Below are 15,097 nucleotides of genomic sequence, written 5' to 3' on the forward strand. Positions count from 1 at the left end.
AGACCACGCTCGCCTGCCCGCGCCGCCAGCCGCGCGCGCACCCGCTCCAATGGGTATCCGTCTTCTACTAAGGGCAGGCACAAGGGCGGAATTTTGGCGTCGGGATAAAATACGGCAATTCCCCGGCATTATGGCACTGCCGCTCATGGCTGCCTTCCCCAATTAATGAAACAGTACCATAATTTTGCCGAAACCGCAAGGAATGGAAGGTGAACTCGCCACCGCATGGCCGCTCCCCCAACCCTTCCACCTCGCGGGGCGCGCCCTATATTAGCCTGTCATGTCCAGTGCCGCTCTCAGCCCCATGCCGCTGACCTTCATCCCCGAGAAACAGCCGCCCCGGAAGCTGCAAAAGCCGTTGCGCGTCGTCTCGGAATACGAGCCGAGCGGCGACCAGCCCAGCGCCATCGCCCAGCTGGTTCAGGGCGTGGAGGCGCGGGAGCGTGACCAGGTGCTGCTCGGCGTCACCGGCTCGGGCAAGACCTTCACCATGGCCAAGATCATCGAGGCGGCGCAGCGCCCGGCGCTGATCCTCGCCCCCAACAAGACGCTGGCCGCCCAGCTCTATGCCGAGATGAAAGGGTTTTTTCCCGATAACGCGGTCGAATATTTCGTCTCCTATTATGATTACTATCAGCCGGAGGCCTATGTCCCGCGCTCGGACACTTACATAGAAAAAGACAGCGCCATCAACGAGACCATAGACCGCATGCGCCACGCCGCCACCCAGGCGCTGCTGGAGCGCGGCGATGTCATCATCGTCGCGTCCGTCTCCTGCATTTATGGTATCGGCTCGGTGGAGACCTATTCCAAGATGGTGGTGCGGCTGGAAACCGGCGGGCGCATCGAGCGCGATGCGCTCGCCCGGGCGCTGGTGGAGCTGCAATACCGGCGCAACGATGCCGGCTTCGCCCGCGGCTGCTTCCGCCTGCGCGGCGAGACGGTGGATATTTTCCCCTCCCAATACGAGGACCGGGCCTGGCGCGTCACCCTGTTCGGGGACGAGATCGAGAAAATCGTGGAGTTCGACCCGCTGACCGGTGAGCAGACGGCGGCGCTCGACACCATCTCCATCTACGCCAACTCCCATTACGTGACACCGCGTCCGACCCTGACCCAGGCCATTGCCCGCATCAAGGTGGAGCTCAAGCAACGGCTTGAGGAGCTCACCGCCAGCGGCAAGCTGCTGGAAGCCGAGCGGCTGCTTCAGCGCACCACCTTCGACATCGAGATGATGGAGACCACCGGGTCCTGCAAAGGAATCGAGAATTATTCCCGCTATCTCTCGGGCCGTAACCCGGGCGAGCCGCCGCCCACCTTGTTTGAATACCTGCCCGAGAACGCCCTGCTCTTCGTGGATGAAAGCCATGTCACGGTTCCGCAGATCGGCGGCATGTTCAAGGGGGATTACAGCCGCAAATCCATCCTCGCCGAATACGGCTTCCGCCTGCCGAGCTGCGTGGATAACCGGCCATTGAAATTCGAGGAATGGGACAGTTTCCGCCCGCAAAGCCTCTTTGTCTCGGCCACGCCCGGCCCGTGGGAGCTGGAGCGCACGGGGGGCGTCTTCGCAGAGCAGGTGATCCGCCCGACCGGGTTGGTCGATCCCATGACCGAGATCCGCCCGGTCGAGCACCAGGTTGACGACCTGCTGGGCGAGGTCCGGCAAGTCGCCCGGCGCGGCGGGCGCGTGCTGGTAACCACCCTGACCAAGCGCATGGCGGAGGATTTGACCGAATATCTCACCGAGCAAGGCGTGCGTGTGCGCTATCTTCATTCTGATGTGGACACGCTGGAGCGGATCGAGATCATCCGCGATTTACGGCTCGGAGCCTATGATGTTCTCGTCGGCATCAATCTGCTGCGCGAGGGGCTGGACATCCCCGAATGCATGCTGGTCGCCATTCTCGACGCGGATAAGGAAGGGTTTCTGCGCTCCGTCACCTCGCTGATTCAGACGATTGGCCGCGCAGCTCGCAATGTGGAAGGCCGCGTGATTCTTTACGCCGACACCATGACCAACTCCCTGCGCCAGGCCATCGAGGAAACCGAGCGGCGCCGCGCCAAGCAAATCGCCTGGAACGAGGCGCACGGCATCACACCGCAATCCGTGCGCAAGAATATCGGCGAGGTGATCCACTCGGTATTCGAGCAGGATTATGTGACCGTGGCCCCCGTGAAACATTCCGGCATCGATGAATTTGTCGGCAAGGATCTGGGCGCGGCGATCGCCACGCTGGAAGCGCGGATGCGGGCGGCGGCGGCGGATCTCGAATTCGAGGAGGCGGCGCGGCTGCGCGACGAGGTCAAGCGGCTGGAAGCGCTGGCCCTGGGCATGGAGCCGCCGCCCGCGCCAAACCGGGCGCCGGCCAAACCCAAGGGGCCCGTGCCGCTCGGCCCTGGCGGCGGCGGATACGATCCCGCCCGGCGCCGGATGAGAGCGCGGCGCTGAAACGAGATCATGATTATCCTTTATTAAAAATAAATTCTGTTTCAAAACACAATCGGAGTTAATCTGGCCGGAACCGGGCCCGTGAATGGTCCGGCGAGGTTAATCAAAGGGGACGTCATGAAAAGGAACACCATGAAACGGCGTTTTTTTGGCCTGGCTCTGGCCTTATTGCTTACATGGGGCGGCGTGGCGGCGGCAGACAGCCCCGCCGCCGAATCGCCGGCCTTGGCCAAACTTCAGCAAATGGTTGAGAATTTGGGCTATAGCGTTACGCCCTCCTCCGATAATCAGAGTTTTAGCATCCAATGGCAGGCGCATTACAATTATACGTTGAATTTCGAGGTGTCCAAGGATAGCACCCTCGCCTATGCTTACGTGAAATTGGGAACCCTGGACGAAGCCCACTTGGCCAAATTGAACTATGCTGGACTTCTGGAAGCCAGCGATACCGGAGATTACTATTTTTCCATGGAAAAACGGGCTGATGGCAAAAGCGAATCCCTCTTCGCGAATACAATCCTGCCCCTCAGCAACCTGACCCCCGAGCAGCTTCGCGGCCTGCTGCAAGCCATGGCCAATAAGCTGGATGGCAGTGCCGCGCTTTGGGATTCCAGCCTGTGGAAATGACCCGGGTTTGACGCCGCCCGAGGAGCGGGCATACTGCGCGGCATGAAGGTTTCCGTACTCGCCCTGCTGGCCGCGCTGGCCCCTCTCCCCGTCGCGGCTGCCGGCAACCTTTCGAGTCAACTCACCGGCCAGCAAGTGGTTTACACGCTCTCCCTCTCCAAATTGCGCACGCATGACATCACCGGCGCCACGGGACAGATGCAGCTTAACGTGGTCGATGGCTGCACCGGCTGGGCGACAAACCAGCATATGACACTCATCATCCGCAACGTGGATGGCTCACTGACGAAATCGGTCACTGATTATGTAATCTGGGAGAGCAAGGACGGCAAAACGATGAGTTTTGCCCTGAAAGAAGGCGATGGCAGCGGTAAAATGAAGCTTGATGACGCCGGAACCGCTTCCCACACCGGGACGGATAATGCCGGAATTGTCCAATATAGCAGCCCGCCGAATACGGAGCTCAAATTGCCGCGCGGCACCTTGTTTCCCACCCAGCATACCGAGGCGCTGCTGCAAGCGGGGCGGGACGGCGAGAAATTCATTTCTCCCCTTTTATTCGACGGCACCTCGACGGATGGCGCCCAGGCAACCTTCATCACCGTGCTCGGGCATCACGGCCCTGGCAAAACTCCGTGGCCCGCGCTCGACAAATACGCCAGCGCGGATGTTGATATCGCATTTTTCGACCGCAAGAACGATGATGAAACGCCGAGTTTCCGCACATCGATGCGTTATTACGAGAATGGCGTGGCGACCGATCTCGTCCTGGATTTCGGGGATTTCGTGATGAGCGGCAAGATCAACTCGCTGACCATTCCTCCGTCCCCCTGCCCCGCCGCCAAGCCCGGCTGACCGGGCCAAGCCGCCGGCCAAGACGTTAGAACGCCGCGATGCCGGTCTGGGCCCGGCCCAGGATCAACGCATGCACGTCATGCGCGCCCTCATAGGTGTTGACCGTTTCCAGATTCACCATGTGGCGCATCACATGGTATTCATCGGCAATGCCGTTGCCGCCCAGCATGTCGCGCGCCTGGCGGGCCACATCCAGAGACTTGCCGCAATTATTGCGCTTGAGCAGAGAGATCATTTCAGGCGCCGCCTCTCCCGCATCCATCAGCCGCCCCAGGCGCAACACGCCATGCAGGCCGAGCGTGATCTCCGTCTGCATATCGGCCAGTTTCTTTTGAATGAGCTGAGTAGCTGCGAGGGGCCTGCCAAACATCTTGCGGTTCAATGTGTAGTCCCGCGCGGTGTGCCAGCAGGTTTCCGCCGCGCCAAGCGCACCCCAGGCGATGCCGTAGCGCGCATTGTTGAGGCAGGAAAACGGACCCCGCATCCCCTTCACACCCGGCAGCATCGCATCCTCGGGCACAAAAACCTCATCGAGCATGATCATGCCGGTGACGGAGGCGCGCAGGCTGAGTTTGCCCTCGATCTTCGGCGTGGCCAGCCCCTTGGCGCCCCGCTCGACGATGAAGCCGCGAATATCCCCCGCATCATCCTTGGCCCAGACCACGCAAACATCCGCGATGGGTGAATTGCTGATCCAAGTTTTGGAGCCGGAAAGCACATAGCCGCCCGCGACCTTGCGAGCCTGGGTGCGCATGGAGCCGGGATCCGACCCGGCATCGGGCTCGGTCAGGCCGAAGCAGCCAACCCATTCGCCGGTGCGTAGTTTCGGCAGGAATTTATCCTTTTGCGCGTCGGAGCCGAAGGCGTAAATCGGGTACATCACCAGGGAAGACTGCACCGAAAAAGCGGAACGGTAGCCGCTATCCACCCGCTCGATCTCGCGGGCGATCAGCCCATAGGCGACATAGGAGACATCCGCGCAGCCATGGCTGGACAGGGTGGCGCCCAGGAAGCCCAGCTCACCAAGTTCGTTCATGATTTCGCGATCAAACCGCTCTTCCCGGAAGGCGGAGAGCACGCGAGGCTGCAATTTTTCCTGGGCGTAGGCGCGGGCCGTATCGCGAATGGCGCACTCCTCTTCGGTAAGATCCGCCTCCAGCCGTAGCGGGTCGGTCCAATCGAAGGATGTCATTTTGCCCTTGGCCATGGTGGCGCTCCTTAAGCTTGAAACGCGCCCCTTCTGCCGCGCCGGAGAGATTTTAGCAATCCGCTTTGGCCGCGGCAGAATTTCAATGCAAAAAGGCCGGAGCGAGGCTCCGGCCTTGGCGATTAGGCTTGGCGCCGGTTAGAACAGCAAGCCACCTTCCAGCGTCCCGATGAACTGGAATTTCTTGTCATTGTGGTTGCCATACCCATAGGTATAAGTCGTGCCATCATAGCTATATTTGTTACGCAACAGATAGAACCCGCCGGCGTTGACGCGGGCATACACGTCCTTGTACTGCCAGGTCGGGGCAATGGCGAAGCCCACGCCCTCGGAACGCGGCCCCACGAACCAAGTATAACCCGTTCCTTGATTATTGGTGCCGCCCTGGGAATTCTCGTACTCGATCCAGCCGCCGAGCGAGTAAGGTGTATTGGCGAAGCTGTACGTGCCGAACACCGCAGCGCCCAAATTCGAGGTGGTCTTGTCGATGCCAAGCTTATGATCGGTCTTGGCATAAACATATTGCACTTCAGGGATCAGGTTCAGATTACCGATGGTATAGCTGTAATAGGCGCCGAACATCTGGGAATTCATGAACCATGGGCCGTAATCGCTAACCCTGGTATCGCCAAAGGTCTTGGTGTTCAAACCAGTACGGCCGAGATTGCCAGCATAGAAAACATTCAGGATGTTGTTTGAGTCGAAATTATAGGTCACCATGGCCTGGAGGAAGTTGAACACCCCCGTATCCCAGCCATCGCCAAACTCGACGGTCAATGTCATCGGCCCCTCGGTCAGCGTGCCTTCCACGCCCCGGGCGCTGCTGTTCGTCACATTCCACAAATCAGTGGTGAGCTGCGAGGGATTGTACCAAGGCAAGGTCGCCTCGTAACCTTCGAGCGAGCCCAGCATACCGGCGGAGATTGTGAAGGGCATATCCTTCGGCGCCACCGTGATATAACCTTGATAGAGCGGGCCGGTGACGAAATTATTCACGGTGGTCTGGCTCAAATGCCCCTGGTCGTTCCAGCTCGGCGCGCCCACGGCGATGCCGCCGCCGGTCGAGCCGACTTCAATGTTGAATTGCAACTCGCCCGTGGTCTTCTGCACTTGGATGATGGCGCTGCCGACATTCATGCCGGTAGTCACCTGGCCGGGCATGCCATAATTATGAAGATCGTCCTTAGTGCCGCTGACATAATAACCGTAGCCATCCACGCCGCCGCTCACCTCGAGCTGGCCGAGCGGGCCACCATCGATCTGAATCGCGGTGGGGCCGTTTAACGCGTGAGCCGCGTTCATCGCCAGAAGAGAAGACGCGGCCAAAAAGCCCAACCCTAAAAGTTGTCGACGCATCGTAATCATTATGCCTCCTCAATGCGCTCCGTGTCGCGCGTGATGCCCAAAACCCTCTCACCCTCGGCGCAAATTCAAGCCAGGAGCTCGAAACAGCGCCAAGGATGGTAATTAATTTGCAATCTATATTCTAAAGGCTTGGGAACATGCCAGACCAAAGCCACTAAGATTGTGCTTTGCAAAAATATTGTGGCTGAAATGACACAATCAGGAGCCAGGCCCTTGAGTTTGTGGTTTTCAGCGTCCGGCGGGGCTGGAAAAGCGGATGGTCAGCCCAGCTCCGCCAGCAGGCTCAGCCGCGGTTCGCCAGCCTCGGAATGGTCAGGAACCGGGATCGGATAATCTCCGGTGAAGCAGGCATCGCAGAAAGCGGGCTGGGCAGCATCCCGCCCCGGCTTGCCTAGCGCCTTGTACAGCCCGTCAATCGAGATAAAGGCGAGTGACTCAACGCCGATGAGCCGCGCCATCTCCTCCACGCTGTTGCGCGCCGCCAGCAGCTTGCCGCGCTCCGGCGTGTCTATGCCGTAAAAACAGGAATGGGTGGTGGGCGGCCCGGCGATGCGCATATGCACCTCTCTCGCCCCGGCCTGGCGCACCATCTCGACGATTTTCTGGCTGGTGGTGCCGCGCACGATCGAATCATCAACCAGCACCACGCGCTTGCCTTCGATTATGGCGCGGTTGGCTGAATGCTTTAGCCGCACCCCCAGATGCCGGATCTGATCCGTCGGCTCGATGAAGGTCCGCCCAACATAATGGTTGCGAATGATGCCCAACTCGAAGCTGATCCGCGCGGCCTCCGCGAAGCCCATGGCGGCGGGCACGCCGGAATCTGGCACCGGCACCACCACATCGGCCTCCACCGGGGTTTCCAGCGCCAGCTGCGCGCCGATCCGCTTGCGGGCATTATAGACGGGGGTACCCTCCATTACCGAATCCGGGCGGGCGAAATAAATGTACTCGAACACGCAGAAGCGCGGTTTTTGCGGCCCAAACGGTTTGACGCTCTGCACCCCGGCATCGTCCACCAGCACGATCTCGCCCGGTTCCACGTCGCGTACGAACTCCGCGCCGACAATATCGAGCGCGCAGGTTTCGGAGGCCAACACCCAGCCCGCCTTGCCATCGGCCCCGGGGAGTCTGCCGAGGATCAAGGGCCGGACCCCCAGCGGGTCGCGCACGCCGATGAGTTGCTCATTGGTCAGAGCAACCAGGGAATAGGCGCCGGTCACCTGTTTGAGCGCGTCGATCAGCCGGTCCACCACGGTGGAATAGAGCGAGATGGCGATGAGATGGACAAACACCTCCGAATCCATGGTGGATTGGAAGAGGCAGCCGCGGCGGGTGAGCGCCCGACGCAGGGTATGGGCATTGGTGAGATTGCCGTTATGGCCGACGGCGAAACCGCCGAACTCGAACTCCGCAAAAAGAGGCTGCACGTTGCGCAGCACGGTATCGCCCGTGGTGGCGTAGCGGTTATGGCCGATGGCGCGCGGCCCCGGCAATCCGGCCATCACCTTGGCATCCCCAAAATTGTCGCCAACCAGCCCCAACCCTTTATGGGAATGAAAGCGCACCCCGTCATGGCTGACGATGCCCGTGGCCTCTTGGCCGCGATGTTGGAGCGCGTGCAGCCCAAGCGCGGCGATCGCGGCGGCGTCCGCCACGTTCCAGGCGCCAAATACGCCGCATTCCTCATGAGGCTTGTCGTCGTCGATCATGCGCTTCCACTACCGAGGCGCCCGGGCCCTGTCGAGCGCGCGCGCCACATGCCACCGGTCCGCGCACCGCGAGGGTCCATAATCTTGCCGGGTTTCGGCGCTTTGGTCACGCAATGTTTCACCAAGCCCCGCCGGACTTGCCTTCCCGTCCGCACCCCGCCAGAGATGCAGCCGCGATGCCCGTTATGCCTTTCTTCCACCGGCTGGACCGCTATATTCTCGCGCAGCTGGTCCTGGCCCTGGCTCTGGTCACGGCCGGTCTGGTGGCGCTGATCTGGCTGACCCAATCGCTCCGCTTTATCCAGATCATCGTCAGCCACGGCTTATCCCCTTTCGTCTTCATCAAACTCACCGGGCTTTTGGTGCCAAGCTTTCTGGCCACTATTCTGCCCATTACCTCCTTCATTGTCGTCCTTTTTATATACATGCGCCTTTCAGGCGACCGGGAGCTCACCATCATGCGCGGGCTCGGCCTGCCGGATGTCAGGCTTGCCCGCCCGGCGCTGGTCCTTGCGGTGACCGTCACCCTGGCCGGTTATCTCCTCAGCCTCGCCGCGGTACCCTTGAGTCTCTCGGCCTTCCGCACCTATCAGTACGAGATCCGCAACCAGATTGCCGCGTTTCTCCTTGAGCCGGGGGTCTTCACCCCGGTTTCGGCCAATATTATGGTCTATGTGCAATCGCGCAGTCCGGATGGGTGGCTGAAAGGGATCATCATCGAGGATAATCGTGACCCAAGCGCTCCCGCCACCATACTCGCTCGCACCGGTGAGCTGATATCCACCCCCTCAGGCCCCGTTGTCGTTCTCAATAACGGCTCACGCCAGCAGATCGACCAAAAGACGGGCGAGCTGGATATGCTGACCTTCCAGCGCAACACCCTTTCCCTTGCGGCCAGTTCGCATGCCGACATGCCCATAGACACCGACGCGGCGGAGGAATCCCTGCCCGCCCTGCTCCATCCGCCTGAAACCCTCTCTCCGGAGAACAGGGCCAAATGGCTGGTCGAGGCTCATCGCCGCCTCACCGCGCCCTTCGCGACTCTGACCTATACGCTCATTGCCTTGGTGGCGGCGCTGGGAGGTACTTTCAGGCGCCATGGCGGGCTGGCGCGGATCATCGGCGCGGTGGTCATCGTCACCGCCTTGGTGGCGCTGGAGCTCGGCATCGACAATCTGGCAGCGCGCGATACCGCCCTGCTGCCCCTCATCTGGGTCTGGGCATTGGGCCCGGCCGTCATCGCCGGCTACATGCTGTTCCGCCAAGGCGCGCCTCGGGCATGAGACTTCCCATCACGCTCTCCTGGTATTTCGGGCGGCAATTCGCCTTCGCGGTGCTGGCGATGGCGGCGGGTCTTACCGCCTTGGTCGCGCTGTTCGATTTTCTGGAGCTTTTGCGGGAATCCGCCACCGCGCCCAATGCCAGCTTCGGCACCGTGGTCGAAATCGAGGCGCTGCGCCTGCCCTGGAGCCTCCTGCAAATCATGCCCTTCGCCGTGTTGCTCGGCGGCATTTATGCATTCTGGCGCCTGGCCCGCTCCTCAGAGCTGGTGGTGGCCCGCGCCGCGGGCGTTTCCGCCTGGCAATTCCTGGCCACTCCGGTTTTCATCGCTGGCCTGCTGGGGTTGTTCTGCACCATGGGCGTCAGCCCGCTTTCCGCCCTGATGTATGGGCGCGGCGAGCAGATTTATAACATGTACATGAAGCGCTCCGGCGGCCCGCTCTCGCTCAATGGCGGCTCGCTCTGGGTGCGTCAGACCGATTCCGGCTTGATCCCGGACGGCATCGCCGTGCTGCACGCCAACGATGTCTGGCTCCACGAAAAAAAGCTGGAGGCCGACCAGGTGAGCATCCTCAGGCTCGATCCGGACATCGTCCTGTTACAACGGCTGGATGCCAGGCACGCGGTGCTGGAACCCGGCACATGGGAGCTGGATGACGTTTCCGTGCTGCGTCCCGGCGCTCCGCCGCGCCATATCCCGCATATGAGCTTTCCCACCGATCTCACGGTGGGCCGGGTGCAGGAAAGCTTCGCCTCGCCCAATTCCCTTTCATTCTGGCAGTTACCCGGCTTCATCCGCCTGCTTCGCAAATCCGGCTTCTCTGCCACCCAGCACGAGCTGGCGTTTCAGTCCCTGCTGGCGTTGCCGCTGCTCTGCGCCACCATGGCTCTGGTGGCGGCGGGGTTTTCCATGCGCCCGTCCCGCCGGGGCGGCACAGGCACCATGATCGTCTCGGGCGTCGGCTTCGGCTTCGCCTTGTTCATGGTCTCCGAGGTCGCCAACCAGTTCGGCACCTCCGGTGCGGTACCGGTGGTGTTGGCCGCGTGGGCGCCCGCTTTGGCGGGATTGTTTTTGGCGCTTGCCTTGTTGCTGCATCTGGAAGATGGCTGAGCCATGACTCGCAACGGCCGATTCCTGCTGCTTCTCGCCTCCACCTGTCTGGGGGGGCCGGTTTTGGCCCAATCCGTAGGCTCCCTGGTCTCAAGCCCCCAGCCCAGCGCCGGGAAGGACGCGCCCGTCAGCTTCACCGCCGATTCGCTCACCTACGAGAAAAACGCCAATCTCATCACCGCCTCCGGCCATGTCGTCGCCATCCAGAATGGCCAGACATTGCATGCCGACAAGGTGACGATCGACCGGACGACCAATGTCGTCACCGCCTCCGGCCATGTCGTGCTGGTTCAGCCCGGCGGCGAGACAGTCTATGCCGACCATATCGTGCTTTCCAATAATATGAAAAACGCGGTGATGCAGGGAGTGGCTGCGCGTTTGCAGCAAAACGCCCGCATCATCGCCAATGGCGGCCAGCGCTACGAGGGCAAGCTCGATGTTCTGGCCAAGCCGGTCTATTCCGCCTGCAATCTCTGCAAGGACGATCCCCGCGCCCCGCCCACCTGGGCCATCCGCGCCGCCAGCGCCACGCATGATCTCGAACATAAGATGATCGAATTCCGCAACGCCACGCTGCTGATGAAAGGCGTGCCGGTATTCTGGCTACCTTATCTCTCCGAGCCGGACCCCTCGGTAAGGCGCAAAACCGGGCTTCTCATCCCCTCGGCGGGCGCATCCTCGCAGCTCGGCGCTTTCGCCATCATTCCCTATTACATCACGCTCGGCAAATCCGCCGATCTTACCCTCGCCCCGGTGCTGGCGACCAAGCAGGGGCCGGCCCTGATGGGCCAATACCGGGAGGATTTCAACCAGGGTGTGCTGGATATAAAGGCGAGCGCCGGTCATGACCGCGGCGATTTCGGCAATTCCGTTTTCGCCAATGGCTCTTTCAACATCAATCAGTACTGGCGCAGCGGCTTTTCCTTCAACCGCGCCTCCAACGCGCAATATCTGGACGATTTCAGCATTCTGCCCAACGCCTCCTATCTGGAGAGCAATGTCTATCTCGAGGGGTTCTCCTCCGGCTCCTATGCGCGGCTGGACGCCGAGACCTATCAGGGTCTCGTTTCCTCGATCAATCAGAGCGAATTGCCGATCGTCGGCCCCTATGGGCAATATCATTTCGTCTCCCAGCCGGACGTGCTGGGCGGCACGTTGCGGGTGGATGCCAACGCCTTCAACGTCATGCGCAATGTAGGGACCAACACCCGGCGGCTTACCTTTCTTCCCGCCTATTCCATTCCCCTTTCACTGCCGGCGGGGCTCATAGGCACGGCGCGGGTGCAGCTGGTCACCGCCTATTACAATGCCGACAAGTTGAACCAGCAGCCCAATTACAGCGCCATCCAGCAGGCGAGCACCATCCGGGCCGAGCCCTATGGCGGGTTGATGCTGCGCTGGCCTTTTCTCCGCCCCACCCGCGACTGGGGCAGCCAGCTGGTCGAGCCGATCGCCCAGCTCGTCGTGGCGCCGGTCACCGGTATTTCGGAAAACGATAAAATCCCCAATGAGGACAGCCTCGACCTTGAATTTTCCGACGCCAATCTTTTTGATTTCAACCGCTATCCAGGCATAGACAGGCTGGAGGGCGGGGCCCGGGTGGATTACGCGCTGCACGCGGCCTGGTATCTGCCCGGCGGTGCCACGCTGGATGGCCTGATCGGCCAATCCTACCGGTTTCATAAGGATTATGTGTACCTGCCCGCCTCCGGCTTGCAGGATAACGTGTCGGACATCGTATCCCGCTTCGTCGTGGCGCCGGTGTCCTGGTTCAACATTGCCTATCGCGGGCGCTTCGCCCACCAAAGCCTCGGCAACCGCATGAGCGACCTCACGGCCAATTTGGCCATCGGCAAGGTCAGTTTGTCGGGGGGCTATCTCTACACCAGCACCAACCCTTACACCCTCTATGACAATCTGACCGGCGCGCAGGTGTTAAATCTTCAGCTGCCCGCGACGTATTATACACCCCGTCAGGAGGCAGTCGTGAACGCCTCGACCCAGTATCAGAATTGGACCTTCTCGGGCGGCGGCCAACGAAACCTGCAGACAGGCAAGCTTGACGAAATCAACGCCTCGGTCGGCTGGCAGAATGACTGTTTCGGGGTGAACCTGCTGTTCTACAAACGCTACACCTCTTTCAATCTCGACAATGGCAGCACGACATTGCTGGTCCAGTTCAATTTCAAAACCCTCGGCAATATCGGATTCAACACCCTATGAAATGTCTGCTCCGCGCCGTTCTTCTTGCCATGGCTTGGGCCGGGCCCGTTCTGGCGCAAAAAGCCGCCCAGCCCCCGGCGCCCTCGGCCGATTCCGTGGGCGTTGCGGCTGTTGTCAACGGCCAGGTTATCACCACGCAGGATGTGGCCAACCGCGCCCGCCTACTCGCCCTTTCCATGGGCATGACTGCCTCGCCAGACGTCATTCAGCATCTCATGCCGCAGGTGACCCAGCAGCTCATCGACCAGGCCTTGCAGCAGCAGGAAATCGACAAGCTCGGCATCACCGTCTCCAATCAGGACATCGCGGACGCCCTCTCTCATATCGAGCAGGGAAACAACATTCCGCCTGGCGGCTTGCAAGCCAAGCTGGAGGCGACGGGCGTGCCCTATTCCGCGTTACTGGCGCAAATCCGCACCGGCCTGGGCTGGCAGCAGGTGCTGCACAGGGTGCTAGGGCCTGGCCTCCAGCCCACGCCGGGAGATATCGCCGCGCAGAAAGCGGCGCTCAAAGCCAGTCTTGGCGCGACCCAATATCACCTCGCGGAAATTTTCATCCGCGTGACCGACCCGAGCGATGAAACCACGGCGCGCAATTTCGCCAACACCGTCATTAACCAGCTGCGCCAGGGCGCCCCCTTCCCCATCGTCGCGGCGCAATTCTCCCAGGCGCAGACGGCGCTCGCGGGCGGCGATCTCGGCTATGTGCAGCTCAGCCAGCTCGATCCCGAGGTGGCGGCGACCGTGAAGGAGATGCCGGTGGGCGCGATCTCCAACCCCATCCGTGTGCCGGGCGGCTACGAGATCGTCCAGCTTCTCGACAAGCATGACGAGGGCAACCAGTTGCAAACCATCCTCGACATGCGCCAAGCTTTCGGCCGCTATCCGCAGCCTGTTACCGGCGGACAGCTTGGCCCGGTGCAGATCAATTTCATCAACCAGTTCATGACCAAGGCGCAGGCGGCGAAAAGCTGCGCGGATATCGAGGCGCTGAACACCGCTTATGGCAATATCCGCCCCGCCAATCCAGGCCCCGTCAATCTCGCCACTGTCACTCCCCCCGCTTTCCAGCAGGTTCTGGCCAGCTTGCCGCTCAACACGCTGAGCCGCCCGCTGGTGCAGGCGGACGGCGTCTCGGTGGTGATGATCTGCAACCGCAGCCAGCAAAAGGCGCAACTGCCGCCGGATGATCAGATCGTCAATATAATCATCGAGCGCCGGGTCGCGCTGGAATCCCAGCAAATGATGGATCAACTCCGCCATCGCTCGGTCATCCTCCAGCCCGGCAGCAGCTAAGAGAAATGTTGCGCCGTCTTTATGCCTGGGTGCTCTCCTTAAGCGCCAGGCCCGCCGCGCCGCTCTGGCTGTTTTTGCTGGCCATGGCGGAGGCGAGCTTTTTCCCGCTGCCTCCGGATATATTATTGATCCCCATGGCGCTGGCCCGGCCCCGCCGCGCCATGGCCTTCGCCGCCCTCGCCACTCTCGGCAGCGTGCTGGGGGGCGCCATCGGCTATGCCATCGGCTATGCCTTGTTCAACCAGCTGGCACAGCCGATCATCCATTTCTATCATTATGAGCAAGGCTTCGCGGCGTTTCAGCGCAAATTCGCCGAATACGGCGCGGCGATCATCCTCATCAAGGGGCTGACGCCCATCCCCTATAAAATCATCACCATCGCCGCCGGCGCGGCCAAATTCAATTTCGCCGTCTTCATGGGGCTCAGCCTGGTCACGCGCGGGGCACGCTTTTTTCTCGAAGCCGTACTGTTGCGCCTGTTTGGAGAACCGGCGCGGGACTTCATCGAACGCCGGCTGGAACTCATCACCGGCCTATTTGCCGTGCTCCTGATCGGCGGCTTTCTGCTGTTGAAATTCGCCTGACTCGCCGGCCTATTGCAGCAGGGTCGGCTGTTCCATCGTCTGCGGCATCAGCATGGTACGCTGGTCGAGGGATTGGAACATCCACACCGTCAGCCCGACGGTGATGATAAAGAGCGGCATGGTCAGCATGAGCGCGACGCTCTTCCATATTTGCGAGCGGGAAATGTCGAGCCCGTAATACAAAACCGCCTGGGAAACCAGCGCCAGCAAGGCCAGCCCCCCCACCAGCCCCAAATAGGTTTCGTAAGGCTGGTCATGACGCAGGGTAACGACCAGCGCAGCGCCCATCAGAGCCGTGGTGCTGATGAAACCGGCGATATAGCGCAAGACGCCGCCCTGCGCGACCTCGGGGTGGGTGAGAGGATCAGAATGAGCGCCGGCCATG

12 protein-coding genes are annotated in these 15,097 nt (G+C 61.2%); 8 read left to right on the plus strand and 4 right to left on the minus strand.

The window, feature by feature from the left end; translation table 11 throughout:
* The first annotated feature begins 280 nt into the window (after positions 1-280).
* The 3 genes from uvrB to M7H45_RS06810 all read left to right on the plus strand — a co-directional run bounded on the left by uvrB (position 281) and on the right by M7H45_RS06810 (position 3,934).
* Positions 281-2,452, plus strand: coding sequence for an excinuclease ABC subunit UvrB (uvrB, locus tag M7H45_RS06800; RefSeq protein WP_298215511.1), 2,172 nt, complete (start codon positions 281-283; stop codon positions 2,450-2,452).
* A 117-nt stretch (positions 2,453-2,569) separates the two neighbouring features.
* Positions 2,570-3,079, plus strand: a complete 510-nt coding sequence (locus M7H45_RS06805) for a type III secretion system chaperone (RefSeq protein ID WP_298215512.1) — start codon at positions 2,570-2,572, stop codon at positions 3,077-3,079.
* A gap of 42 nt (positions 3,080-3,121) precedes the next feature.
* The gene (locus M7H45_RS06810; RefSeq protein WP_298215513.1) at positions 3,122-3,934 is read left to right on the plus strand and encodes an EipB family protein; all 813 of its coding nucleotides are present in this window, start codon (positions 3,122-3,124) and stop codon (positions 3,932-3,934) included.
* 25 nt (positions 3,935-3,959) lie between these two features.
* On the opposite strand, the gene M7H45_RS06815 is transcribed toward M7H45_RS06810, so the two are convergent.
* The 3 genes from M7H45_RS06815 to purF all read right to left on the minus strand — a co-directional run bounded on the left by M7H45_RS06815 (position 3,960) and on the right by purF (position 8,218).
* Positions 3,960-5,141, minus strand: a complete 1,182-nt coding sequence (locus M7H45_RS06815) for an acyl-CoA dehydrogenase (RefSeq protein WP_298215514.1) — start codon at positions 5,139-5,141, stop codon at positions 3,960-3,962.
* 138 nt (positions 5,142-5,279) lie between these two features.
* Positions 5,280-6,506 (minus strand): hypothetical protein, encoded by a 1,227-nt coding sequence (locus tag M7H45_RS06820; RefSeq protein WP_298215515.1) that lies wholly within the window; start codon positions 6,504-6,506, stop codon positions 5,280-5,282.
* Positions 6,507-6,766: 260 nt separating this feature from the next.
* Positions 6,767-8,218, minus strand: coding sequence for an amidophosphoribosyltransferase (gene purF, locus M7H45_RS06825; protein WP_298215517.1), 1,452 nt, complete (start codon positions 8,216-8,218; stop codon positions 6,767-6,769).
* A gap of 176 nt (positions 8,219-8,394) precedes the next feature.
* Here purF and lptF point away from each other — a divergent pair, with 176 nt between their 5' ends.
* From lptF to M7H45_RS06850, 5 genes are read left to right on the plus strand one after another with little or no spacing between them, the layout of a single operon-like run.
* On the plus strand, positions 8,395-9,501 hold the full coding sequence (gene lptF, locus M7H45_RS06830) for an LPS export ABC transporter permease LptF (RefSeq protein ID WP_298215518.1): 1,107 nt from the start codon (positions 8,395-8,397) through the stop codon (positions 9,499-9,501).
* Positions 9,498-10,610 carry an LPS export ABC transporter permease LptG gene (gene lptG, locus M7H45_RS06835; protein ID WP_298215519.1) on the plus strand — a complete coding sequence of 371 codons (1,113 nt, stop codon included), beginning with the start codon at positions 9,498-9,500 and terminating at the stop codon, positions 10,608-10,610. The genes lptF and lptG overlap by 4 nt, the downstream gene beginning before the upstream one ends.
* A gap of 3 nt (positions 10,611-10,613) precedes the next feature.
* Entirely contained in the window at positions 10,614-12,833 is a 2,220-nt protein-coding gene (locus tag M7H45_RS06840; RefSeq protein WP_298215520.1) for an LPS-assembly protein LptD, read from the plus strand.
* Complete coding sequence (locus tag M7H45_RS06845; RefSeq protein ID WP_298215522.1) at positions 12,830-14,128, plus strand: peptidylprolyl isomerase; 1,299 nt, start codon at positions 12,830-12,832, stop codon at positions 14,126-14,128. The genes M7H45_RS06840 and M7H45_RS06845 overlap by 4 nt, the downstream gene beginning before the upstream one ends.
* A 5-nt stretch (positions 14,129-14,133) precedes the next feature.
* A complete protein-coding gene (locus tag M7H45_RS06850; RefSeq protein ID WP_298215524.1) occupies positions 14,134-14,712 on the plus strand; it encodes a YqaA family protein in 579 nt (192 codons plus the stop codon).
* A 9-nt stretch (positions 14,713-14,721) separates the two neighbouring features.
* On the opposite strand, the gene M7H45_RS06855 is transcribed toward M7H45_RS06850, so the two are convergent.
* The gene (locus M7H45_RS06855; RefSeq protein WP_298215525.1) at positions 14,722-15,096 is read right to left on the minus strand and encodes a hypothetical protein; all 375 of its coding nucleotides are present in this window, start codon (positions 15,094-15,096) and stop codon (positions 14,722-14,724) included.
* Position 15,097: the final 1 nt, after the last annotated feature.

It is taken from the genome of Acidocella sp., assembly GCF_027352905.1.
In the GTDB taxonomy this organism is placed as follows: domain Bacteria; phylum Pseudomonadota; class Alphaproteobacteria; order Acetobacterales; family Acetobacteraceae; genus Acidocella.